This window comes from Exilibacterium tricleocarpae (assembly GCF_007004655.1).
Lineage (GTDB): Bacteria > Pseudomonadota > Gammaproteobacteria > Pseudomonadales > Cellvibrionaceae > Exilibacterium > Exilibacterium tricleocarpae.
Window position 1 is genome coordinate 21,741 of record NZ_ML660102.1, and the last position, 24,964, is coordinate 46,704.

The 24,964-nt window shown below is 57.0% G+C and carries 17 protein-coding genes; 3 read left to right on the forward strand and 14 right to left on the reverse strand.

All coding sequences use genetic code 11. The annotated features are described in order from the left end of the window. Window position 1: 1 nt before the first annotated feature. From FKG94_RS21055 to FKG94_RS21090, 8 genes are all read right to left on the reverse strand, one after another. Window positions 2-1,384: a sodium-dependent transporter gene (locus tag FKG94_RS21055; RefSeq protein WP_142928922.1), complete on the reverse strand. Its 1,383-nt coding sequence runs from the start codon at window positions 1,382-1,384 to the stop codon at window positions 2-4. Between the two features lie 136 nt (window positions 1,385-1,520). Continuing rightward, window positions 1,521-2,120 carry a sarcosine oxidase subunit gamma gene (locus FKG94_RS21060; RefSeq protein ID WP_142928923.1) on the reverse strand — a complete coding sequence of 200 codons (600 nt, stop codon included), beginning with the start codon at window positions 2,118-2,120 and terminating at the stop codon, window positions 1,521-1,523. Beyond that, window positions 2,113-5,142, reverse strand: coding sequence for a sarcosine oxidase subunit alpha family protein (locus FKG94_RS21065; RefSeq protein WP_142928924.1), 3,030 nt, complete (start codon window positions 5,140-5,142; stop codon window positions 2,113-2,115). The genes FKG94_RS21060 and FKG94_RS21065 overlap by 8 nt, the downstream gene beginning before the upstream one ends. Next, the gene (locus FKG94_RS21070) at window positions 5,139-5,447 is read right to left on the reverse strand and encodes a sarcosine oxidase subunit delta (protein WP_142928925.1); all 309 of its coding nucleotides are present in this window, start codon (window positions 5,445-5,447) and stop codon (window positions 5,139-5,141) included. The genes FKG94_RS21065 and FKG94_RS21070 overlap by 4 nt, the downstream gene beginning before the upstream one ends. A gap of 32 nt (window positions 5,448-5,479) precedes the next feature. Next, on the reverse strand, window positions 5,480-6,730 hold the full coding sequence (locus tag FKG94_RS21075; protein ID WP_142928926.1) for a sarcosine oxidase subunit beta family protein: 1,251 nt from the start codon (window positions 6,728-6,730) through the stop codon (window positions 5,480-5,482). A 25-nt stretch (window positions 6,731-6,755) separates the two neighbouring features. Further along, a complete protein-coding gene (purU, locus tag FKG94_RS21080) occupies window positions 6,756-7,628 on the reverse strand; it encodes a formyltetrahydrofolate deformylase (protein ID WP_142928927.1) in 873 nt (290 codons plus the stop codon). Window positions 7,629-8,714: 1,086 nt separating this feature from the next. Next, on the reverse strand, window positions 8,715-10,730 hold the full coding sequence (locus tag FKG94_RS21085) for a S9 family peptidase (RefSeq protein ID WP_142928928.1): 2,016 nt from the start codon (window positions 10,728-10,730) through the stop codon (window positions 8,715-8,717). 426 nt (window positions 10,731-11,156) lie between these two features. Beyond that, window positions 11,157-11,798, reverse strand: a complete 642-nt coding sequence (locus FKG94_RS21090; protein ID WP_142928929.1) for a TetR/AcrR family transcriptional regulator — start codon at window positions 11,796-11,798, stop codon at window positions 11,157-11,159. A gap of 125 nt (window positions 11,799-11,923) precedes the next feature. Between FKG94_RS21090 and FKG94_RS21095 the strand changes: the two genes are divergently transcribed. Continuing rightward, window positions 11,924-12,334 carry a hypothetical protein gene (locus FKG94_RS21095; RefSeq protein WP_142928930.1) on the forward strand — a complete coding sequence of 137 codons (411 nt, stop codon included), beginning with the start codon at window positions 11,924-11,926 and terminating at the stop codon, window positions 12,332-12,334. Here the strand turns inward: FKG94_RS21095 and FKG94_RS21100 are convergent. Beyond that, window positions 12,293-13,375: a hypothetical protein gene (locus FKG94_RS21100; protein ID WP_142928931.1), complete on the reverse strand. Its 1,083-nt coding sequence runs from the start codon at window positions 13,373-13,375 to the stop codon at window positions 12,293-12,295. The genes FKG94_RS21095 and FKG94_RS21100 overlap by 42 nt on opposite strands. Before the next feature lie 89 nt (window positions 13,376-13,464). Beyond that, entirely contained in the window at window positions 13,465-15,945 is a 2,481-nt protein-coding gene (locus FKG94_RS21105; protein WP_142928932.1) for a TonB-dependent receptor, read from the reverse strand. 345 nt (window positions 15,946-16,290) lie between these two features. Here FKG94_RS21105 and FKG94_RS21110 point away from each other — a divergent pair, with 345 nt between their 5' ends. Together FKG94_RS21110 and FKG94_RS21115 are read left to right on the forward strand one after the other, a co-directional pair. Beyond that, on the forward strand, window positions 16,291-16,968 hold the full coding sequence (locus FKG94_RS21110; RefSeq protein ID WP_179957745.1) for a TetR/AcrR family transcriptional regulator: 678 nt from the start codon (window positions 16,291-16,293) through the stop codon (window positions 16,966-16,968). A gap of 497 nt (window positions 16,969-17,465) precedes the next feature. Beyond that, window positions 17,466-19,223, forward strand: coding sequence for a gamma-glutamyltransferase (locus tag FKG94_RS21115; RefSeq protein ID WP_142928934.1), 1,758 nt, complete (start codon window positions 17,466-17,468; stop codon window positions 19,221-19,223). A 349-nt stretch (window positions 19,224-19,572) separates the two neighbouring features. On the opposite strand, the gene FKG94_RS21120 is transcribed toward FKG94_RS21115, so the two are convergent. The 4 genes from FKG94_RS21120 to FKG94_RS21135 all read right to left on the reverse strand — a co-directional run bounded on the left by FKG94_RS21120 (window position 19,573) and on the right by FKG94_RS21135 (window position 24,882). Then, window positions 19,573-20,712: a DUF819 family protein gene (locus FKG94_RS21120; RefSeq protein WP_142928935.1), complete on the reverse strand. Its 1,140-nt coding sequence runs from the start codon at window positions 20,710-20,712 to the stop codon at window positions 19,573-19,575. 18 nt (window positions 20,713-20,730) lie between these two features. Beyond that, window positions 20,731-22,362 carry an N-acyl-D-amino-acid deacylase family protein gene (locus tag FKG94_RS21125; protein ID WP_142928936.1) on the reverse strand — a complete coding sequence of 544 codons (1,632 nt, stop codon included), beginning with the start codon at window positions 22,360-22,362 and terminating at the stop codon, window positions 20,731-20,733. A 30-nt stretch (window positions 22,363-22,392) separates the two neighbouring features. Further along, the gene (locus FKG94_RS21130; protein ID WP_246125309.1) at window positions 22,393-23,676 is read right to left on the reverse strand and encodes a metal-dependent hydrolase family protein; all 1,284 of its coding nucleotides are present in this window, start codon (window positions 23,674-23,676) and stop codon (window positions 22,393-22,395) included. Between the two features lie 165 nt (window positions 23,677-23,841). Continuing rightward, window positions 23,842-24,882 (reverse strand): helix-turn-helix domain-containing protein, encoded by a 1,041-nt coding sequence (locus tag FKG94_RS21135; RefSeq protein ID WP_179957746.1) that lies wholly within the window; start codon window positions 24,880-24,882, stop codon window positions 23,842-23,844. Window positions 24,883-24,964 lie beyond the last annotated feature (82 nt).

Below are 24,964 nucleotides of genomic sequence, written 5' to 3' on the forward strand. Positions count from 1 at the left end.
TTTACCCGGCCACTCCCAACACAAATACCAGCAATACGGCGACCGGTGCGACATAGCGAATCAGAAAATACCAGGCGTTGAACAACAGCCCCCGGCCGAGGCCCAGCTCCGCCGCCGCCACCTGGCGACTGACAAACCAGCCGACAAACACAGCTATCAACAGGCCGCCGAGCGGCAGCAGTATCTGGTTGGAGAAGTAATCCATCACACCGTTTATATCCCTGCCGCCAAGGGTATAGTCCGACAGCAGGTTATAGCCCAAAATACTCAGCACGCTCAGCAGCGCAACGGTAATCAACATGACGATGGCACTGTTGTGTCGGGCAAACCCCTTGTGCTCTTCCAGCCAGCGGGTCAGCGGCTCGATCAGGCCCAGCATGGAGGTTATCGCCGCCACTGACAGCAACAGGAAAAACAGCACACTGACAAGATGCCCGCCGGGCATACCGGCAAAGGCCACCGGCAGAGTCTGAAAAATCAGCCCGGGGCCGCCGGCGGGATCGAGGCCATTATTGAAAACCGCGGGAAAGATCACCAGCCCCGCCAGCAGCGCGACCAGGGTATCGGCAAACACGATCACTACTACGGAGCGCGGAATGGAGACGTCTTTCGGCAGGTAGGCACCATAAGTCATCATTCCCGCCATCGCCACACCGATGGAAAAAAACGCCTGGCCGATGGCCGCCAACACCACCGCCGCATTGATCTTGCTGAAGTCTGCGGTAAACAGGTAATCGATGGCTTCACCAAAACCGCCGACGACCATGTTGTAACCCACCAGGGCGATCATCAAAGCGAACAGTGCCGGCATCATTACGGTTACCGCCCGCTCGATGCCGCTCTGCACACCGGCGTAGATAATAAGGCCGGTGATTATCAGGCTTACCAGCGTCCACGCCAGCAACGTGCCGGGACTGCCGAGCAAAGCCTCAAATGACTGGGCGGCACTGACGACATCGGCACCGGCAAAACCGGTCAGCACCGCCTTGAACAGGTAGTTCAACACCCAACCGGCAATCACACAATAAACGATCAAAACGGTAAAGGCCGCCAGCATATTCATGCCGCCCAGCAGTTGCCAGTGCCGACTGCGCCCCTGCTGCAAAGCCACGTTGCGCATGCTGTTGGCCGGCGACATGCCGCCGCGCCGGCCCAGCAGCAGTTCCGCCATCAGAATAGGCACACCGATGGCAAAGGCGCAAACCAGATAGACCAGCACAAAAGCGCCGCCGCCATTTTCACCGGTGACGTAGGGGAAGCGCCAGATATTACCCAGACCGACGGCGAAACCCACCGATGCCATTAAGAAAGCAAAACGCGAGGTCCAACTTATCCCGCCTTTAACACTACCATCAACCTCCGCAGCGGTGCCCGATCCCAGCATTTTATCTCCTGCGCCCGTTATCATTTTTCAGCCGGCGCCCATCATACACGGGCTTTGCCGCAAAAGTTTACACCAATTTTTTTATAGCAATTTTTAACACAACCTGTAACAACAGTTTTTTACAAAAGCGAGGAAACTACACGGCAAATTCACCCGCAGCGTCGATCAGCCACTGCCACACGTAGCGTGCCTGGGACCGATCCACATAGAGTTCGTAGCGCTCCGCGCCGGTGCGGGTGATCATACCCGCCACCTTGGCAAAACGGGTGACCGTGGTTTCTCCGGGCATAAACTGCCGGCGATGTAAATCCAGGGCGCAGCCTTTGCTCAACAACTCCGCGGCACAGGGCCCGCTGGCGGCAAGCGCCAGGCGGCTGTCACTGATCGGGGTGACAAGCGCCAGCCTGCCGGCCAGCGCCGGGGCAAGCGACTGCGCGACGGCCGGCTCAGCGCCCGCCGCGGTAACCAGCAGCCACTCGTTCGGAGCCAGCCAGTGGCAGCGCAACGCCGGCTTGGAGGATGTTGCATCTTGCACCCCCATGTTGCCCGGCGCCGATAGCGGCATTGCCAGAGCTGCCACCTGTGCGCAGAATGCCGGGTCGGCGCCCGGTCCCTGCAGCCGCAGCATGCCTAAAAAAGGCAGTTCCTCCAAAGTCACACCGTCGTTTTCAAAAAACGCGGCGCGCCCGTTTCGATGACAGTCGGTCAGTGCCGAGGTGGCCGTCAGGCTAACCATTCAAGCGCTCTCCCTTGGCATCGAAATGTGTGGGCGAGACAATTTTCGCGGCTGTAGTATTACCGTCGGCATAGATATAAACCTGCTCCCCGAGACGTTCACGACCGCGGCTGACCAAGCCCAGGCCGATGGATTTTTCCAGCGCCGGGCTCAGACAAGCCGAGGTCAGGTAGCCCTGGGTCGGTGCGGGCACCGCGGGACTGGCGCAGCTCACGACATGTCCGCCCACCGGCAGTGGTAAGCGCGGGTCCACCGCCTCGATACCGACAAACTGCAGACGGTCTTTGCGCGTGTCATTGGCGCGCGCAAGCGAGCGACGGCCGATAAAATCATCCTGCTTCTTGCCGATTGGCACCCCCCAGCCGAGGTCCAGCGGATTGGTGGTACCATCGGTATCGGCGCCGACGTGCAGATAACCTTTTTCCGTGCGCAAGACCATCAGCGACTCCACACCGTAAGGCGTAATATCAAAGGTTTCTCCGGCCGCATAGACGGCCTCCCACAACGCCAGGCCGTAGCGCGCCGGCACGCTGATCTCATAGGACGCCTCACCGGTAAAACTGGCCCGCAGGATGCGCGCCTCGACACCGTTGACCGTGCCGCTGCGAAATTGCATATGCGGGAATGCCGCGGCGTCAAAGTCGATATCGCTGTCGAGTGCCTGCAACACCTGGCGGGCGTTGGGACCGCTGACGGTGACATTGGCCCACTGCGTGGTAACGTTGTTGACCAGCACCTGCAAATCGAGCCACTCGCACTGCAACCACTCTTCCAGCCAGCGGTGGATGCGGGTCGCCCCGCCACTGGTAGTGTGGACCATAAAATGGTCATCGGCCAGGCGCACAAACACACCATCATCGATCACCACACCGTTTTCATTACACATCAGTCCGTAGCGACCGGCGTTCACCTTCAGACTTACCGCGTTGTTGATATAAATGCGATTGAGAAACCTGGCGGCATCGGGGCCCTTGACCTCGATCTTGCCGAGCGGCGAACCGTCGAACATGCCGACACTGCGGCGCACCGCTACCGCCTCGCGCCTGACGGCGGCTTCGAAATCTTCACCGGCGCGCAGGTAACACTGCGGGCGCTGCCAGCCCATATCCTCCATCCAGGCACCCTGCGCCAGGTGCCAACTGTGCGCCGGCAGTTCCAGCCGCGGCGCATAGCTTTCACCCAGGTCGCGACCGACAAAGGTACCGATCGTAGCGGGGTGATAGGGGGGGCGAAACCGGGTAGTGCCGACAGCGGGAATCTTGCGTCCGCTCAGCGCCGCCATCACCGCCAGCGCGTTGACATTGCTGGTTTTGCCCTGGTCCACGCTCATGCCGTTGGTGGTATAGCGCTTGACGTGTTCCACCGAAATAAAGTTTTCACGCCGGGCCAGTTCGATATCGGAAACCTTGACGTCGTACTGAAAATCCAGCCACTGTTTCTCCGTGGCGGCGTTGCCGGTGTACCAATAGGGCTCCAGAGGTGTCTGCGGCCAGTCGTCACAGCTCGGCGCGCTTGGCTCGACATTTGCGCCGGCACCGGCGGCCCGCGCCGCTGCCGCCCCAGAGCGATAGCCCTCTGCAAGGCAGCCCTGCAGTTGAAATTCCCCGTTAGCCGCCCCGGCTACTCTCACAGCCTGGGCACAGCTCGCAGGCACGAAACAGGCGCTGTGTTCATTAAAGTCGAGCGAGCCGCCGGCCTGGGAATAGAGGTGAATGCTCGGTGTCCAACCCCCGGACATGGCGACTACATCACACGCCAGGCTCTCCCTGCTCTCCCCCAGCTGTCCGCCGCCCAGGTGCGCGGCCAAACGCACGGCCCGCACCTGTCGTCGCCCTCGCACCTGTCGTACCATGCGACCGGTCAGCAGCGGTATCTGGCGATCGCGCACGGCCTGCTGGTAGGGCCCGACCGGGTCGCGGCGACTGTCGACAACCGCCACCACCGTCACTCCCAAATCGTGCAGATCGAGTGCGACACGATAGACACTGTCGTTATTGGTCACCAGCACGACCCTGCGACCCGCGGCCACACCGTAGCGGTTGAGATACGTCTGGACCGCCGAGGCCAGCATAATGCCGGGGCGATCATTATCGGCAAACACCAGCGGCCGCTCGATAGCACCGGTAGCGAGCACCACCTGTTTGGCCCGCACCCGCCACAGGCGCTCGCGTGGCTGTTGCAAATCGGCGCCGGGGCCGAGGTGGTTGCAAACCCGCTCCACCCCCACCAGGAAGTTGTGTTCGTAGTAGCCGATCACAGAGGTGCGGGGCAACAAAGTCACCCCTTCCTGGGCGCGCAGTTTTGCCACTGCCTGCGCGATCCAGGCCGTACTCGAACTGCCCCCGATAACCCGGTTTTCACCGAGCAAGCTGCCGCCAAGCTCTTCCTGGTCGTCCATCAGTACCACGCGCAGGCCGCCGGCACCGGCCGCCAGGGCGGCGGCCAAACCGGCCGCGCCGCCGCCGACGATCAACACCTCGCAGTGCAGGTTGCGCTTGTGGTATTGCTGCGCATCGGCGGCGCGCGGCACTTTTCCAAGCCCGGCCAGGCGCCGCACCAGGCCCTCGTAAAAATGCCAACTGGGCCACATCAGGGACTTGTAGTAAAAGGAGGCGGGAAACAGGCGCTGGAACAGGCCCAGCACGCCAAGCATATCGCGCTCGACGCTGGGCCAGGCATTTTGTCCCCTGGCTTTTAAACCTTTGTACAACGGCACCAGTGTGGCGCGGGCGTTGGGTTCACCAAAGCCCTCACCTTCCAACTGCACCAGCGCGTTGGGCTCTTCGCGGCCCGCGCTCAGCAAGCCGCGCGGGCGATGTAACTTGAAGCTGCGGCCGACCCGCCTGACCCCATTTGCCAACAGCGCCGAGGCCAGGGTGTCGCCGGCACACCCGGTGTAGGTTTTGCCGTCAAATGTAAACGTGATCGATTCACTGGTATCAACCCGGTGCCCGGTGCCCAGGCGACGCAACGGATTTTGGGCAGCCTCTCCCTGCACGCGGCTGTTCACGTCATTGTTCATGCCGACACCTCATCAACCGCAACGCCGACACTGTCGGCCGGCACCGCGGCCCCCATCCGGTAAACGGCAAGGATGTTGTGGTTGACGGTATGGCGCGCGACGTTAAACCACTGCCGGCAACCGTAAGTGTGGCACCAGCGTTCCAGGTGCACGCCCTTGGGGTTGATGCGGTCAAACAGGTAAGCGGCCCACTCAGCATCGCTGTTTTGTTGCGGATCCGGCGGGCGTTGAATATGGGCCTCGCCACCGCAGGTGAACTCCTCCTCGTCGCGCCTGCCGCACCACGGGCATTCGATCTGCATCATGATTCGTCTCCTGTTACTGCCCTGTTACTGCCTTAGTGCGCAACACCGGCCGCGGCACCTTCGTCAATCAACGCGCCGGTGACAAACCGGTGCAGGCCAAACGGCTCGATCAACTCGTGGCAGCGATCGTGGGCAATGGTGTAGGCCAGTGTCTCGCCACCGGCGGGAATCGCTTTGAAACCGCCGGTACCCCAACCACTGCTGAGGTATAAACCGGCAATCGGCGTCTTGCCGATCACCGGGCTGCGATCGGGGGAAATGTCGACAATGCCCGCCCATTGGCGCATCAACTTCAGGCGACTCAGGTGTGGAAACAGATGCAGCGTGGCCGCCAGCGTCTCCTCCACAATAGGCAGGTTGCCGCGCTGGCCGTAGGACATGTAGCGGTCGGCGCCGCCACCGATCAGGATCTCACCGCGGTCCGACTGACTCACATAGGTGTGCACCGCCCCCGACAGCACCACACCGTCGAGACAGGGCTTTACCGGTTCGCTGACCATAGCTTGCAGAGGCTGGCTGACAATGGGCAATTTCAACCCCGCCATCGCCCCGAGAACGCTGGTGTGCCCCGCTACGGCGATCGCCACTTTGTCTGCGCGAATATAACCGCAGTTGGTCTCCACCCCCTGAACCTGCTTTGCAGAAGTGCGAATACCCTTAACCTCGCAGTTTTGAATAATATCCACACCCTTGGCATCGGCGGCGCGGGCGTAACCCCAGGCCACCGCATCGTGGCGGGCGACACCGCCGCGATGCTGAATAAAGCCACCCCAGATCGGGTAGCGCGCCGCCGGGGAAGTATCGAGCAGGGGGGTCCGCGCACCTATCTGTTCGGTGGTCAGCATCTGTGCGTCCACACCCTGCAATTGCAGCGAGTTGGACCAGCGCTCCAACATTTCCATATCGTGACGGCTGTGTCCCAGGGTCAGGATCCCGCCCTGACTCAGCATCACGTTGTAATTCAATTCCAGCGCCAGTTTTTCGTAAAGCTTCAGGGAGTGATCAAAAAAAAGTGTGCTTTGCGGATAGAAATAGTTGGAGCGCACCACCGTGGTGTTGCGCCCGGTGTTACCGCCACCGAGCCAGCCTTTCTCCAACACGGCGACATTGGTGATACCGTGTTGGTTGGCCAGGTAATATGCGGTGGCCAGACCGTGACCGCCACCGCCGATAATCACGACATCATAAGAAGCCTTCGGCGCCGGACTGCGCCATGCCTGGGGCCAGTGCCGGTGCCCGCTGAGCGCGTGTTTTGCCAACTGCAGCAGTGAGTACTTTTCCATAGGGTCGCTCTCTGACGGTCTCTGCTTACAGGATAACGGTGCGGTTGCCGTTCATTACGACACGCTCTTCGCAATGCAGCTTCACGGCGCGGGCCAGTGCCGTGGCCTCAATGTCGTGGCCGACATGAACCATCTGCTCGGCCGTCAGGCGATGATCGATCGGTTCGACCTCTTGCACGATGATCGGACCTTCATCCAGGTCGGCGGTGACATAGTGGGCCGTCGCGCCGATCACCTTCACACCGCGATCATGGGCCTGATGATAGGGTTTGGCCCCTTTGAAACCGGGCAGGAAAGAGTGGTGGATATTGATGGCGCGCGGCCCCAGGTGCTCACAGAGTCCGTCGGACAGGATCTGCATATAACGCGCCAGCACCAACAGGTCGACGTCATACTCCGCCAGCAGGCGCAGAATCTGCGCCTCTTGCTGCGGTTTGGTGGCCGGGGTAATGGGCAGATAGTGATAAGGCAGGCCGTAGAACTCCACCACTGCGCGGCAATTTTCGTGGTTGGATATCACACCGACGATGTCGATATCCAAAGCACCGCAACACCATTTGGTCAGCAGTACATTCAGGCAATGGTTGTACTTGGAAACCGCTACCAATACGCGCCGCCGAGCGCTGGCCGAGCGCAGAACATACTCCATACCCAACTCCTGGGCCAGCAGGGCGATAATCTGCTTAAATTCACTCATGGGAACATTCAGCGTCCGGTCGTCAAACACCGTGCGGGAAAAAAACTGTCCGGTATCCGGATCACCATAGTGAGAAATTTCAGTAATAAAAGCGCCGTTGCTATAAAGGGTATTGGAAACGCTGGCCAGTACACCCAACTGATCCCGGCACTTGAAGGTGAGAATATACTGGCTATACGCCGGCGTTACTATGGCGGACATGATGGAAACTACCTTGCTTCAACTACTTTGACTCAGCTACTTACTTTGACCCAGCTACTTACTTTGACCGAGCTACTTACTTTGACCGAGCTACTTTGAAATTACGGTTTAGCTGCCAGGGTTTGCCTGCGGTTCAACCACTTTTTCATATTGAGTAATGCCACGAGTATCGCGATCGTGCTTCGCAGCACATCCTTATTAAGACACAGGGATTATACATAAGTCAACGGGATTATAAGCATCCGCAACACGGGTGCTTCACCGCCGATCCGGCTTTTGGCAAGGCCCACGTTTGCACCGGAAAAAGTGCTTTTTGGCCGATAATTGCCTGCCTGAATAGCGTAGACTCGCCGGGTGGACTCAACTGCATTGGAACTCAATCGTCCTCACCCCTTCGATAGTATCCGCTACACATTTCTGTACAGGTTTTTGATAGAGAGGCAATACCGATGCGGGCATTATGCGGGATAAAGGCGGCAAGCTCGGCGCCGCTTCGCCCTATGTTACCAATGGTCAGGCGCTGGCTTACTGAGGCGGCATCAAGATGGCACGATTGCTGTTACTCAAAGGAAAAAATCATAAAGTTGCCATGAAAGAAACGCTGTGCCACAAATCCGATCTAGCAGAGGCCCGATAGCGGTCTGAGCCCGGCCTACCTTCTCTCTTCGAAAAAGAACTGATAATCTGTTACTGAGTTGTACAGCCAGCAGATTATAAAAATTTTCTTAGTAACAATATTTTTTCTTACTCCCTGTTTTGGATTTCTCGATACGTGAACAGTGTACAGTGGGTAAGGCTCGGCGGGGGTTCGCGATCCCGATCAATCAGGGCGCGTTTAAGCTTGCCTGTCGCCCCGGCGTTTTTAGGCGAGGACTGTTCGAATCCCAATTTTTTTGCAAAGCAAAAAAATGGTTGAGTTCCGCAGCCGCCGGGGCGACAGGCAAGCTTGCGCCCGATCGGGATCGCGAACCCCCGCCGAGCCGCGGTGTGGCAGGTAAAAAATTTAGAACGCCAAACCTTGCCAAAGAATCGCCCAACGAGCTTCTAGTATTACCTAAAAGCACCGACGTACCCTTCCCTACACCGCTAACCCCGCGGCGGCATATGCAATAAAAACCAGCCGATCAGGCGGGTAGTATGGTCGATGACCTCCGGGAAACTGCGAATACCGTGCCCAGCCGTCGGATACTCGGTACAAACCGACTCGACCTCGTTTTCCAGCAGGGCGCGGTGAAATTCCAACGCCTGGGTCGGCGGCGTATTCTGGTCGCGCGCACCAGCCAACAGCAGCGTCGGCGTTTTGACCTGGCCCGCGTGCATGGCCGGGCTGCGGTGGAAATAGTGGTTGTCGGTAGCGTAGGGACTGGCGCCGAGCAACCACTGGTCGCAACTGGGCACCTGGCAGGTAAAATGCTGGCTGTACCAGTTACAAATCGGCGAAATCGGCACCGCGGCGGCAAAGCGCTGGTCCTGGGTAATCAGCCAGGCCGACATAAAGCCGCCGTAACTGATGCCGGTGACGCCGATGCGCTGTGGGTCGGCGATACCGGCATCAACCAGGTAATCGATACCGGCGAGATAATCGCGCGCATCTTCACCGCCCGGGTCGCCCTGTACCTGGCGGGCAAATGCCTGGCCGCGCGTACTGGAACCGCGGGGGTTGGGATACAGTGACGCATAGCCCTTATCGGCCAGCAGTTTACAACCGCGCAAATTGCCCATCCAGCGGTTGCGGCAGGCCCAGATCGGACCGCCGTGAATATCCATAATCAACGGGAACGGGCCTTCACCCGGGGGTTTGACTAACAGGCCATGGATTTCCTGGCCGTCGCCCGCCCGCCAGCGCACCGGCTCGATTGTCGCATCACAAAAACCCTCCGCCCGACTGGCCTCACTGGCGAGTGATAGCGCCACGCGGTAGTCGCCGTCGCGCACCACCACCAGTTCCGGCGCCACGGCATAGGCCTGGGCGATAGCGACAACACCGCCTTCAGCCAGCGGCCATATATAGGGATACCAGGCATTAAAAACGCGGTCCGTACCCGCCCATTGTTCGGTCGCGACACCGGTGGTGACATCGAGGTCGCCTACCACAGTTTCAAACTCGCGGTGACCGGTGTAGGCCAACTCGCGGTCGTTGCGCCACACGGCATGGGTGATATCGACCGCATGGGTATCCACATCGCGGGCCTGACCGGATTGGGCATCGATCAACAACAATCTGCCGCAGACCACCAACCGATCGCTGCACACCGCCTCGATCACGGCGATATGACGGCCGTCCGGCGAACCGGCGGGCATACCGATTTGGTCCTCCGGCGCATAAACAAACCGCTCTTTGCCCGTAGCGACGTCAATGACATACAGCCCGGCGCTATACCATGAGCCTTCGGTGTGTGCAGTGGAAGCCACAGCCAGTACAGTATCACTGCCAAGCCAGGCGCCTTCCCAGGTGTTCAACCCCCTGCGGCTGAGACGCGACACCTCACCGGAGCGCAGATCATAAACGCACAGCCAGCGCCACAGATTATCAGCCGCGCCACTGTCGATCCTCGGTGCCCACGGGGGATGGTCGCCGTCGCGCGACACCGTGGTGGTGCCGCCCTGGGCCCCGGCGAGATCGGCGCCCAGTCCGGCAACCACCAGCAGAATACGACCACTGTCCGGCGACCAGCAGATATGCTCCACCATGCCCTCTATAGCGGGTGTGGCCACCACAGCCCCCAGACCGTCGGCCGAGGTCAGGTAGAGTTGAAAAACGCCCGCCTCAACGCGGTCGGACAAAAACGCCAAGCGGCTGCCATCGGGGGCCCAGCGCGGATAGCTATCACTGTAATGGTCATCGCCATCGCCACCGGTTATGCGAGTGACGGCACCCGTTTGCAGATCGGCGATGCAGGCGCGGGTGCGCGGCGGCGCGGCCATAGTATTGAATACGGTGCCGGTAAAGCCGGCAAAACGACCGCAGGGTGAGGCACAGATATCCACCCCATCGCTGATAAAGTCAGCGCCCGGGTTGTATAGGGCCTGAAAAAAACCTTCCACTTCTTTGTATAACGGCTCGCCGCGCAGGTCGCGCTGCGTGAACTTTGCTCTTTGCATCAGTTAACCCAATAGCGTCCCACCTCTGCCCGCAACATCGCCGATTGTGGGTCTTGCCCGGCATAGGCACTATAGTGACAACCTGCCTAGTCTTCTCGAAGCGATCCGGGGGCAGCAGGCCCTTTGACCTTCAGTTTAACTACGCCGCCACCGAGAGAATGGATGCTTTCGCACTCTTTTTGGGTGGTATCGCACTTTTGCGTCGATGTGCGCTTGGCTGCTCGGCCCCCGAGCCGACTACCGTGCAGACCCCTGACCTTGTAAACAGAAGCTTCAGGGCAAACGCAGCCGGACCAAAGCAGAAGAGGAAAACAACAAGTTATCAAGGTTGATGGCAAGACCTGTGCCGGCGCCCCACCCCAAGGGCTGTCTAATTACCCGCAAGTACCGTTTATTGGGTGGCAATACGTTAGCGAACGTGGCCGATCAGGCATTCACAGGTGCCGACAAACCGGCGGCATTATAGTCCAGGTAGAGGGAGCCCAACTTCTTCAGGCTGCAGCTCATATCGCCAAGGTAGGAGTTCTTCAGGCTTTTGTAATCCGCAATTCCCCGAACGATACTGCTGACGCAATAGTTCAAGCGCTGCATCAGCAGCTTGCGGGGAATCCCCGGCAACGCTTTCGCAAAAAGCTTTTTAAACCGGGCCATTGTCTTGGCGGCGAAACGATTAAGGATTGAACGAACATGCTCACCCCCTTCAGTTTCCATCCGTGCCAGAAAGCGCACGGCATGGTAGCCCCAGGCCTCGTTCTCCACGAGTTGCAAATAGGGTGAGATAAATGCCTGGAGAATATCCCGCACATCGACCTCGGGACCCGCCGCCTCGACATCGGCAAGCGCCTTCTCCCGGGCCTCTTCAAACCAGTCCTGAATATATTCCACCACCGCCTCCACCAACCCCGGCTTACTGCCGAAGTGGTAGTGCAGCGCCGAGTTGTTCTTGGCCCCGGCTTCGCGGTTGATCATGCGCAGGGAAACACCGTCGATACCCTGTTCGGCGAACAATCTTATGGCCGCCAGAATCAGGCGTTGTTTACTTTGGTCTGAGGCGCTTAATGCCTCCATGGACAGGTCCTTTTAACGGTTAGATCTTAACGATTAGATACAAGTTACTAATCAGATACAAGTTACTACAAAGTAATGACTCGACTATTGACAAGTCTCTGGCAGGAAAGTGCGAAGAGATTACTGTGATGCCCTTTACCGGTCTATATTCATTGCGAAACGGCTATTTCAACGCGGCTGTTTTGAAGCCGCTGTTTCAAGGAGTCTATCTTCAAGCAGCTACCTCAAAGCACCTATCTAAAAGCACCTATCTCAAAGCACCTATTCCACAAAGTCTGCTTTACAAGGTTTACTTTATAGCCTGCACGCCAAAACGGCCGTTGCAAAATGCCAGTTTCAAAATCACGACCCTGGCACGCTTTCCCAAAGCGTCGGCTGCAACCTTCACCCCCGAGCTTGTGCGGCAAACTCTAGCCATTTATAAGCCAATATGCAAGCGCCGCAATGTCCGCCAGACAGCCGCACGGACCCTGCAGCTACCGCCGGTCGTCATACTACCGGTGATGCAGGATTTTCCAGATTCCCACCGTCACTAACGGTAGAATCAGCACGGCAATAAACACCAGCGTTAACACACCGTAACCCCGTGCGATCAAATCGACTATACCGATGGTTTGCGCAGCATAAATCGCCAGCCCCAGAAAACCGAGTGAGACCAGCGGTCGGGCAAATCGCGGCAGACGTCTATTGCGCTCGTGGAAGGCGGTGTCAAGTCGCTGGTTTACCGCGTGCAGCATAGCCGTACCGGTTTCCACAAAGGTGCCAAATACAACTACCTGAAAAATCAGCGCCAGCCAGCCGATACCCAGTTCCGCCATCAGCACCGATGCCGGCACCGGCGCGGCACCGATATCCGGGTAGTGCGCCATCATGGTGACAAAAAACAACACGGCCGGAATCACAGCAATGGCACCGGCGATCAAACCGGCACCCAGCGTTTCTCTGCGCGTTGTATGTGTAGATACGGCAAATAACACCGCCGGCAGCACCGCCAAGTTATAGCCGGAATACAGGATACCACTGCCGAGCCAGTCCGCATTTTTTAACGGTTGCTTGTAGGCCTCGACAATATCCCCGCCAAAATGCTGCACAGTGAATATAAAAAGTAACAGGTAAACTCCGTAAAGCAGGACAGACCAGCCCGCCAAAACGCGCTTGATAAGCGCCGAACCGGCAAATGTCAGCAACCCAATCAAACCGATCAGTCCCAGGGTACCGGCAATGGCCGGCACCCCGAAGCTGGCCGCGGTCAACCGGCCCGCGGCGGAACTGATAACCGATAACACCAGCAACAATTGCAGCAGGTAGGCCACTTCAAATACAAACCAGCCCCGGCCCAACAGTTGGCGGCAAAAACTGCGGTAGTCGTAGCTGCGCGTCACCCGCGCCATCTCAAAACCCAGGGCCATGACGACACCAAAGACCAACCCCGACACCAGCAAACCCAGTACCCCGCCGAGCGGCCCGGCGGCAAAAAAGAATTCGACCAGTTCCCGGCCGGTGGCATAACCACCGCCGATCACGACAGATTGAAAAATAAAGCCCGGCAGCAGGTATTTGCGGAAGAAGGGAAGCATCTGGCGCTGATCACCCAAAAAAGAGGGCCTGACAAAGCGAGGGATAAGTCGCTGTGCAGGCCCAAATGACGTCTGTCAGTGAGGTAGTACTAGAAATTGAACGATACGGTCACGCCGTACTCGCGTCCCCTGGCAAGGACTTCCTGCTGGCCGGTGCCGGAATCCGACAAAAGCGCCAACCGATAGGTTTCGTCAAAAACGTTGTCGACATATCCTCTAACGACGATATCCTGCTGCGGGAATACATAAGAGAGGCTGAGGTCCACCACGGTATGTTCCCCACCCTTCACTGTCGATAGATCACCGATACCCAGTTCTTTTTGCGCCTGGAAGCGAGGATCGGACTCCGAGGTAATGGTCGACAGTAGAAAGTTTTGATCGCTTTCGTAAGACACCTCGATTCTGGGAATAAGGATGCCGTTGTCACCCATAGGTACGTTGTACTGTGCAGAAGTAAACAACCGGTATTCAGGCGTTCTCAGCGTTTCGCTGCCTGACAGATCGATAATCCGACCGTCGATGGCGTCTGCCACATTGTCAAACTCATCGTACTCGCCATCGGTCCAGGCTGCCGTCAATGCCACTTGCAATCGTTCGATCGGTTCGGCCACCAGTTCAAGTTCCAGACCGAGGATATCCGCCGACGCATCATTCGAGATAAGGGACTGGAAGCCCGTGGTGGGGTTACCGACGGTTGTCTGCACCTGCAAATTATCGTAATCGTAGTAGAACAGCGTGCTCGCCAGGCGCATGCGGCCCTCCATCAGGGTCATCCGCATACCGGTTTCGTAACTCCACAATTCCTCTTCGTCGTAGGGCGCCTGGAAGGCATCATTGGCACTGCCGCTCGGCGGTGGCGGCGCCAGACCCAATAAGATATTCAAAGGCCCGGTGTCAAGCGCGTTAAAACCGCCGCTCTTAAAGCCTTTTGAAACAGCGGCGTAAAACAGGCGATCTTCATTTGGCAGCCACTCCAACGCAACCCGCGGCGTAAAGGCATCAAAGCTGGCCTCATCCGTAGTTCCGGCGGTCAGCGGTTCATCAAAAAAGGCCACGATATTGTTCACCACATCGCCGACCGTACCACCTTCAAAAGGTAGCTGGGCCAGGGGCCCGGCCAGAAACTCTTCGACCTCATCCCGGTTGGCCACGCTGCGCAGATTATCTGACGTGGTCTGGAAAGTTTTGTCCTCATCGCTGTAGCGCAACCCCAAAGTGGCACGCCATTGATCGGAAATAGTGTAGGTCCCCTGGGCAAATATCGCCCAGGCTTCTGTTTCGATGGTGGAATCAAAGTTGGACTGGCTGTTGGCCAGGACCCCGGAAAAGCCCAACTCACCCAAGCCTACGTCAAAGTTGCGCAGACCACCAAACCGCCCCAGCCCACGAGATGTTTCGTCGTAGTAGAAGGCACCGAGAATCCATTCAAATTTACCGCCGGACGGCGATAAGAGTTGTACTTCCTGCGAGAACGATTCCGAGTCGCTTGGTGTAATGGCGGTAGCTATAGGCGAATTGGTACCGTCGTTGTCGAAAACCCGGGTCGATTCGAAGCGCCGGTAACCGCTGACGGACTTGAAAGTGTAGCCGCCAAAATCCCAGGTAACGGTTGCACCCGCACCCCGGTTCCTGAGTTGCGCATCGCCGGTATCGGCAAAGTCCTGGTTGCTTTCAAAACGGTCGTCAGTCAATACCTGCGGCACCCCGAACAAGGGACCGGCCTCGGCGATATCCCGGGGGCCGATCCAGCTCTTTCTGATGGGCAGTACGCCGAACCCGTTGTCCTCCTCGTAGTCCGCCTGCAACACCACCTCTAGGTTACCGGTGACCTCAAACACAACCGAGCCGTTAAAGGCTTCAGAGTCGACTATTTTCTCCCGAAAAGGAGAGCTGGGGTCGAACACATTCTCGACATAATTTTCCTGTGTCGATCGAACATAGCTGCCTCTCACCCATAGCCTGTCCGCCACCACCGGGCCGCCGGCGGCAATTGCCCCTGTATACTTGTCGTATCTGCCGCCTTCCAGGCGACCGTTGACCCGCCACTCGGAACCGGGCCGGTTGGATATGATATTGATGGCGCCACCGGTGGCGTTGCGACCGTAGAGCGTCCCCTGGGGGCCGCGCAAGACCTCGACCCGCTCGATATCAATAAAGTCCTGGAACGCCACTGCGTGGCGGGACACATAAACGCCGTCACGATAAATAGCGACATTGGGGTCGGCACCGACACCCTGCACACCCGTGCCGATACCGCGAATAAACACCGAGCCGCCGCCGGCTTCGCTGGGTGAAATTTCCAGTCCCGGAACCTGTTCGGTCAGTCCGGTCAAATCACTTATACCCGAGCGCTCTAGCTGTGAGCCGGAAAAGGCACTAATGGCAATCGGAATTTCAAACAGTTCCTGTTCACGTTTCTGCGCCGTCACGACTATCTCGTCCAATAAAGCATCCGGCGTCTCCTGGGAAACAACAGGTAACGACAAGGAGAACGCCGCACAGATCGAACCACCGACCAGCCAAGTATTCGCCTTGCGCACGTCCCGATAACACTGAGTCTTTCTGAACATTACCTTCCCCCGAATAGTTTCTCACTTATTGTTGTAGTACACATAAGTAATACCAGTAACAGATTTATTCATTGGCATACTTTGATTTAAGCTCGATTCTATCTGAGTTTCCACACCGGCAACTGGATAATCGGTACCATATTCAGGGCTATCGTTACTATTGCTTAGCCGCCGTGTAACAAACGGACGGCAAAGGCCTCCCATCTACCAGCGCGAGTTGACCGCCTCTTGTTCGTGCGGACATTGAGGGCAGCGGCGACAGCAGTCCCGATAGTAACTTTTAGTAACGTTAGCACCAATCTGAGTACCTAAACCCCTTGACATTCACTGGCCAATACCAAATCCTTGGCGCAACAGTTTCTTTACTATAAGGATATCTTGTTGGCTGCTAATAACTCTGTCGAAGGGTCTGAAAATACTGCCCGTGGCAATACCAAAAACACCCGTGAAGACTGGCTCGCAGAAGCCAGGAAGGTACTGATCGAAGAGGGTGTCGACCGCGTCAAAATAGATCGACTGGCAAAGAATCTCAAAGTCACCAGAGGCGGGTTTTACTGGTTTTTCAAAAACCGCGAGGATCTTTTAAATTCGCTGCTCGAAGACTGGATGGACAGTAAAAATGACCCGCTGTCGCAGGCCATGCAAACCGCAGGCGACAATCCGCTGGATACCATTATTCAGTTTTGCCTCAACCTGATCATGGAGCACTCCTTTTCTCCGTCATTGGACACTGCCGTGCGCGACTGGTCCCGTAATTCAGGCAATGCAAAAAGGGCGATTGACCTGGTTGATAACCGCCGCATCGAAGCGCTGGCGGATATCTTTAAAAAGCTGAAATACCCTCGGGAAGAAGCTTTTATCAGGGCCAGGATCCTCTATTTTCACCAAGTCGGCTACTACGCCATGGGCTTGCACGAAACACATGAGCAGCGCTTGAAATACCTGCCGCTTTATTTCAAACAACTCACCGGGTTCGACTTGCCGAGAGGAGCGCTCAAGGGTTTTGGCAAAGAAGCGCGCTAGGTGGCAAAGCTTTACCATAGCTCAGTGCCGCCGGCATCGGCCGATTAGTCCAACACAAAGTGGCGCTTAGTTGAGAAGATTGGCACAGTTTATCAAAATTCGTGTGGTGATCCTTACCGATCTCAACTAAAAAAGACGGGGGTAGGTCAGCATCTGGATGGTGCTTTCAGAAACTCTCGACAGCAGGGATGCTGTCGTGACCACCAAAAGTAGGCGCTTTAAGCGAGCCCCCATGGATGGGTTCACGGCGTGTTTCTGAAAGCACCATCCAGATGCTGACCGGATACTTAGCACATATTGGCTTAAGTAAATGCCATCAAGTCCAGTTCCCAATTAAACGGTGCCGAAAAGGCGAAAACCGTTTGAAAAAAGACGCAACTATCGGGCACAACCAATGAATAGTAACGATAGCCCCGTCTTTCGTGCCGATTACTCACTTGACGGCGGCCGCAATACGATAAGTTTAAAGTCGACTTAAAAATTCAGGTAAAACGATTATGACTGGCATTAACAGGCGTGACTTTATCAACCTTTCCGCTATCGGCGCTGTGGCCGGCCTGTCCGGCTGTGTCAGCACAAGTGGGGCCAGCACTGCTGCAAGCACCGGCGCTCTAGCCTCCGCGGGGTGGAAACCGCCCAGTGACCCGGAGCGCCGGCGCCTGGTCGCAATGGCCGAGTTCGGCCGCAAGCAAGGGGTATCGGGTCGCAACGGCGTCGCCGTCTGCACCCATCCGCTGGCCACCAAAGCGGCCACCGATATGTTGCAAATGGGCGGCAATGCCGTCGACGCCATCTGTGCCGCGTCCATGGCACAGGCGGTGGTGGAACCGCATATGACCACCCTGTCGGGCGTTTTCTCCATGCTGTACTACGAGGCGGCGACAGGCCGGCTCTCCTACGTCAACGGCTCGGCAAATGCACCCAAAAAACACCCTATTTTCACCCTGCCGCTGTCCGACCTCGGCCGATTCATAGCAACCGGCGCCCGCACCGGGGCTCTGTGTCCGGTGCCGGGATTCTGGGGTGGGTTTGAGGCGGCACACGACCACCACGGCAGACTCAGCCGCAAAACGGTGATGGCGCCGGCCATTCACTACGCCCGCGACGGCTTTGAAATCCATCCGTTTTTATGGGGCGAGATGTTTGTGGAAAGCGCAGCTCTGGGTGCCGCCAGCCAGGGGCAGGAAATGTACTTTAAAAACCGGCGCCTGCTGAATACGGGAGAAAAACTGATACAGAGCCGCCATGCCGACACGCTGGAGCGGCTGGCGGAGGAAGGCAGCGATTATTTCTACCGCGGCGAATTTGCCCGCAAATACGTGCAGGCGGTACAGGCCGCCGGCGGCTACGTCACCGAAGAAGATATGGCGCAGTGGCAACCCCTGTGGGATCAACCGGTGCGCACCACTTATCGCGACTACGAACTGGTCGCCGCGCCGACGCCGGATTTCGGCGGCCAGGCCCTGGTTGAAATCATGAACATGGTCGAGCATATCGATCTGCAGCGACAGGGGCCGGCATTTGAGTCTCCCGAGACAACGTTTAAACTCATGCAAATCGTCGGGCAGGTTTACACCGATTCCATCCTGGGCCGGCTCACGGGCACGCTGATGCCGGTGGAAAAAGCCATCTCCAAGGAATTTGCCGCCGAGCGCTTCGCCAAGCTCTCGGGACCGCCCAAAGGTCCTTACGATAATTTAGTCGCGCTCCCCCCGGGCTCCAACCACGTCACCGTCGTCGATGGTGAGGGCAATATAGCCACTGTGTTGCACTCGGTGATGTCGATGCCCTATACCACGGGAATTTTCGTGGAGGGTGTCTATGCCTGTGCGGGCCTGATTCACCTGGGTGCGGGGATACCCGGACCGGACCGCCGCATTCACGCCCGCATCTGTCCCAATATGTTCTTTAAAAACGGCAAGCCTGTTTTGGCTTCGGGCTCGCCCAGTGTTTCCCTGACCGAGAACATCGTTCAAAACTCTATCAACATCCTGGATTTCGGTCTCGATATTGAGACCTCAGTACACAAGGCGCGCTTTGGCGGCGCCAATATAGACAACCTGAAAATGCTGATGGTCGAGGCCGATATGGGCGCAAAAACGTTAAGCTATTTGCGCGGAAAAAATGCCGCGATAAAAAGCGTGAATCCCTGGAACTGGACCCACGGCTCCTTTGACGGTATCCATATTGACGCGCAGGGCCTGGCCAGCGCCTGTGGTGATCCGCGTCGCACCGCCCAGGCCTTCGCCGTTTAAGGTTAGATGGTGGGGTGCGGAATGGCACATCCTTACAGCAAATATGTGCTAATTGACCGGTCTGGCTCAGGCTGACGCCTTCAGAAACACGTCGTAAACCCATCCCTGGGGACTTCCCGACAGCATCCCTGCTGTCGAGAGTTTCTGAAGGCGTCAGCCTGAGCCAGACCTCCCGTCAATACGCTTAATCGAGATTGATGTGGCTGGTAAGGCGATCGATAAACTGATGCAAATATGCTTAAGGAAGTGCCATTCGAGGGGTGCGCCTCGGCGCACCCCTCAATTCACCGTTCGGATTTTCCCCGGCAAGCGGCGCAGTCATCGAGACAAACGCACGCCGTATTTTCTCTTACGCCAATAGCCCGGCAATAAATATACCCAGAAAACTGGCAATCACATAGCCGAAGGTACCGCACAACACGCCCGGTGTCACCAGCGTGTTCCAGCCCCTGCCGGCGGCCATGGCCGCTGCGGTCGGTGGACCCGCCACACAGGCATTGGATGCAATAATCACCTCGGCCAGGTCCAACTTACAGAGTTTGCTGGCCACCAGTATCACCACCAGGTGGGAGCTTATGGTAATCAGCGCCAAGAGCGCCACCCACATGGCGGAGTCGATCATCGCGCGGATATCGGCGCCCAGGCCAATCACTACAAAAAATACATACATCAAGAGCATACCGACTTCGAGATGTCCCGTGAGCCTGGCCATGGCGTCGTGAAAGATATTGGCAATAGCGACCGTAATCACGGTAATAAAAAGAATGGCATAGTTGGCAACGCCCAGTAACGTCGCCATCCAGGTGCTTAGCGCGCAGATCACCAGACTCAGCGCCAGGCCGAAGGCGATATGTACCAGATTGATGGTGGCGCCGTCGGCAAAGCCCCCGGTGGCGGTGTGCTCGCCGGCTTCCGCGGCATCGGCGATTTTCGAAGGCAACCACCGGCGCAACACCAACAGGGTTGGCATAACGGCAAGCGCTACCAGATAGAGAGTGCCCATAACGTTATCGGCGGCGGCGCCGGCGGTCAACACCGCTTCATCCACCTCCAACATAGTGCCCACAGCCACAAAATTCATGGAGCCGCCAATATAGGTCGATGCCATCACGCCGGCAAGCTGCGGCGCCCACTCGCCCAGCGGCAGCAGGTAAAAACTCACCACCACGCCGAGCACCGTACCCATCACACCGAACAGATAAGCGGCAAGCATCCCACCGGTTTCGGGAATAACGCGCCTGAGATTAGCTTTGTATAACAGTAAAGGAATGGCGACGGGAACGAGATAGGTAAAGATAGCATTGTAGGTCGGCGCCGACATCGGCACCAGCCCCAGGTTCGACAATATCATGGCCGCGATCATAACCAGGCCGATACCTGATACGCGCTTGCCAAAAGCGGTGGTATCCACCCAAAATCCCAAACCCGCGATGGTAAATAAAACGCCCCAGAGCGCAAAGGTCCAATCCGGCGATATCAACGCTTGCACTTAATCCTCCCGAATCAATTATTGTGATTGATAACCCGGGCCGTATAACACCCGACCCGGTGTCTTGCCGGTATGCTTACCCTGCTCCGCCACCACCACGCCGTTCACCAGCACATAGTCGATACCCGTGGGGGTGCGCAGCGGCTGCTGCCAGGTTGCGTTGTCCTGAATGTTGTCGTAGTCGAAAATAACAACATCTGCATACTTCCCTTGTTTGATCACGCCCCGGTCGCTCAGCCGCATACGCTTAGCGGACAGTGACGTCATCTTGCGGATGGCATCTGCCAAGGTTAAAAGGCCGTCCTCCCTGACGTATTTTGCGATGATACGCGGGAAAGTCCCATAGGCGCGGGGATGCGGCAAACCGATTGCGTCAACTTCTCCCAGTACCTCAGCCGCACCGGCGTCGCTGCCGATCGATACCCAGGGCTGTTGCATAATCGCCTTTACATCGCCCTCCGACATCAAATGGTAGAGTGCATAGGCGCGGTTGGGTAAAGCTTCCAGCATAATATCCCAGGCGGCATCGGCCGGGTCTTTATTGACAAGCTCAGCTATTTCAGTAAAACGCTTGCCATGGTAGTCAGTGTATTTTTCATTGTAAGCGTTGGCGAGGGTAATATTTTGCCATCCGCCGCTGTTGTTAACCATGCGATCTGAGTGCGGGTCGGCGATTTCCGTTTTCAGACGCGACCTGACGTCCGGGTCTCGCAGTAGTTTTACCGCCTCCTCCTCACCCTCTTCCCAGACCCAGCGGGGAACAGTGGCGTCGATACCCGTGCCCCCGGCAGTATAGGGATATTGGTTGGCGGCAATATCGATACCCCGGCTGCGGGCGCGATTGACCAGATCAATCGCCTTGTGTATCTCGGAACCCCAGTGGGGCGCAAAAGCACTTTTGAAATGGTAAATTTCCACCGCAACGGACGCCTGTTCGGCGATGGTGATCATTTCCTCGATAGCGCTGAGCAACTTTTCACTCTCGTCTCGCATATGAGCGGCGTATATACCGCCATACGGCGCTATGGCTCTGCTCATTTCAATCAGTTCGCGGGTAGTCAACAGTGACATTGGCGGGTAAAAAGCGGTGCTGCTCATACCCACCGCGCCGGCTTCCATCGCCAGGCGCATCTGCGCCTGCATGGCCGCTATATCGGCGTCGGTGACGGTGGTGATGTTTTCCGCCAGCACCGCGCTGCGAGCCTGCCAGGCATTGTAGTAGCTGCCGAAATTAATACTGATACCCTGCTCTTCAAGAGTCCGGAAGTAAGCGCGCAGCTCCCCCGCCGGTACGGCGGTGCCACCCTCACCGCCAATAGCCGAGGTTACTCCCATTAACACCTTGTTTTCCGCGCGGCCGTTTTTCAGCAATACCTGCCCGGATTGATCCATCATATCGATCCAACCCGGCGATACATATTTCCCGGTTGCGTCAATCTCGCGGGCGCCGGCGGCGGTGACTGCGCCCACTTTGACAAATCGATCCCCGACTATCGCGACATCGGCTTTTTGGGCGGGATTGCCTAAACCGTCAAGCACCCAACCGTTTCGAATCACAAGATCGTATTCCTCTTCCGGCACCTGACGGCTACAGGCCGGCAGTAATACCATCGAGAAAAGCACGAAAAAAATGTGAACAACATTACTCATGATTAAGCCGGTCTCTGCGGTAAAGGCCTGTCAGTAGTCGTTGCGAACTACCGCCCCGTTTTTCATAACAAAACCAATCTGTTCAATATTCTTCATAGCCGCAATGGGGTTTTTCTCCATAGCGACAATATCGGCCAACTTGCCGACTTTCAAACTGCCCGTCTCCTCAGCCAGCCCCAACAGTTCAGCGCCGTGAATTGTGCCGGCCTGCAATACGTACCAGTTATTCGGGATACGGGTCGCCATGGCGTTAAACTCTCGAATCGCCTGATCCATGGGGAATACCGGGTCGGTGCCCAGCACCATCTTGACGCCGTGTTTGTAAGCCATGTTCACCGATCGGCTGTGTCGCGCCGCCACCAGCTTGGCTTTCTCGAGATTATCGGCCGACACCCCACCTTTACGTCCCATCTCGATAATCCAGTCGATTACATAGAGCGTCGGTATATAATAGGTGCCCTTTTTTGCCATCAGTTTTATCGTCTTTTCCGATACCAGGGTAGCGTGCTCAATACTGTCAAAGCCGGCCTCGACCGCCATCCGTATCGCGGCATCACTGTGGGCATGGGCGGTGATTTTTTTATGGTGCCGATGCGCTTCCTCCGCCATGGCATTGAACTCTGCCTGCGAATAGGTTGAAACCTCCGGGTCGTCGTGTTGACTGATAACCCCCCCGGACGCCATCACTTTGATCCAGTCGGCCCCGTATTTGATTTCCTTGCGGACTGCTTTACGAACCTCATCGACTCCGTCGGCGATAAAACCCAGGGGTTTGTTGACCAGGTCGGGAGCATAGGTGTTCAGATCGCCATGCCCGCCGAGGGCTGAAATAGCGTGCGGGGCAACAAACATGCGCGGGCCGACAAAATCCCCGCGGTTGATGGCGTTGCGCAAGTCAATGCCCGCATAGTGCAGGTCTCCGTCGCCGGGAATTCGAATTGTCGTAAACCCGGAACGCAGCAATATCTGTGCATTTTTCAAACCCCGCAGGGCTTTGTAAGCACTGGACTGGGTGGGAACCGTTTGATCGACAGTGCCGCGGGTTATATCAAAGAAGAGGTGGGCATGAGCATCCATCAGACCAGGTGCACAGTAGCGATCGGACAGATCGATTTTCCCGGCGCCGGCGGGCGTGTCTACCGCCGGACCCATGGCAATAATGCGGTCGTCCCGCACCAGAATACGCTGGTCGCTCAACAGTTTTTCGGCTTCGACGTCCAGGACATAACCACAGTGAATTTCGGTTGTGGCGCCGATGGCTCCCAAGCTCGCAAGGGCCAGTACTGCCCCAACTATTAACAGGCTGAATTTCATCACTTTCGTTTTTACCGGTTGTTAGACAGTCGCGGTTAGAAGGTACGCAGAAAAACTGCGTCACTGCAAATACCTAGAGGGCATTGCGCAGAGCACGTTTTTAACCAGTGTGAAGAGATTATTGTCGGGCTACCGGCCGGATCGTTCTTATTTTCCGGGCTGGCGTTACAAATCCACTCTCGCGTCGCGCGAATCGAATGCCCGATTTCGAAATTCCTTTGGCAGCACGTTAAAATACTGCTTAAAAGCTTTGGTAAAGCTCGAAGGATCCTGATAACCCACCTCGAAAGCCACCTCTGTCACACAGATGCCTTTATCGACCAGCAGCCGCCGGGCTTCCTCCATCCGCAGGCGGATGCAGTAGCCGTACACAGTGCTGTGAAATATCTGCTTAAAGCCCTGGGCCAACTTGCGCCGGTTCAACCCCACGCGCCTGGCCAGCTCATCCAGGGTCAGCGGCGTTCTGAATTCGCGGGACAGGATATCCCGGGCCAACCGCAAATTGGACTGATCCTGCTGGTTTAACGGTATACCTCCGGCATCGCCTTTCCCGTCGGCGCCTTTAAAATCATACAAGGCAAGACACAACAGCTCGATAGACTTTGCCTCGAGGTATCGCGCCTTCAACGCCCCGCGCAGCGGCGTTTTGCAAATGCCGTTAAGAATCGCGCGCTGGTCGGGCGTCAGCGGCATCTGCCAGTGCAGCATGGGCTTTTCAGAATCCAACAGTTCCTTCAGACTCTGCTCCACACCTCCCCTCTGGCCTTCCAGCAGGGTACTGACCAGCAGGCGGGGGAAGGAAAAAGTCATGGTGTGCCAGTTCTCGCCCGCGGACACCACTTGGTGAAGATTCGCACCTTTCGGCAAATAAGTCAGCAGCACTGAAGGCATACGAACATCTGAGGTGCTGCCGTCCGCATGACAATCGGTGCTTTTTCCGGAAAGCCGAAATTGCAGGCGCAGGCAATCGCTGGGTTCAAAGATAGTCTCTATCGGCTTTTTGACTCCGGTGAGATCGATATGCGACTGGATTAAACTCACGCCGGTATTGAAATTTGCGCCGTCGAACCGCGCGTTGACAATGAAATTATCCGGCGACCGGTTCTGTGCCCGCCATACTTCTGCGATACCCGTTCGGTAGCCTGTTACTTCGAACTCGGAAAACTCCGCAATGGAAGCCGCCACATCCCGCGCGTTCAAACTCATTTTATGTAGCTCGATAACGTCAGGCCTCTCATATATTTTAAGTCCAGGCATTACCTACTCTCCTAGATTTTTCTATACGCTA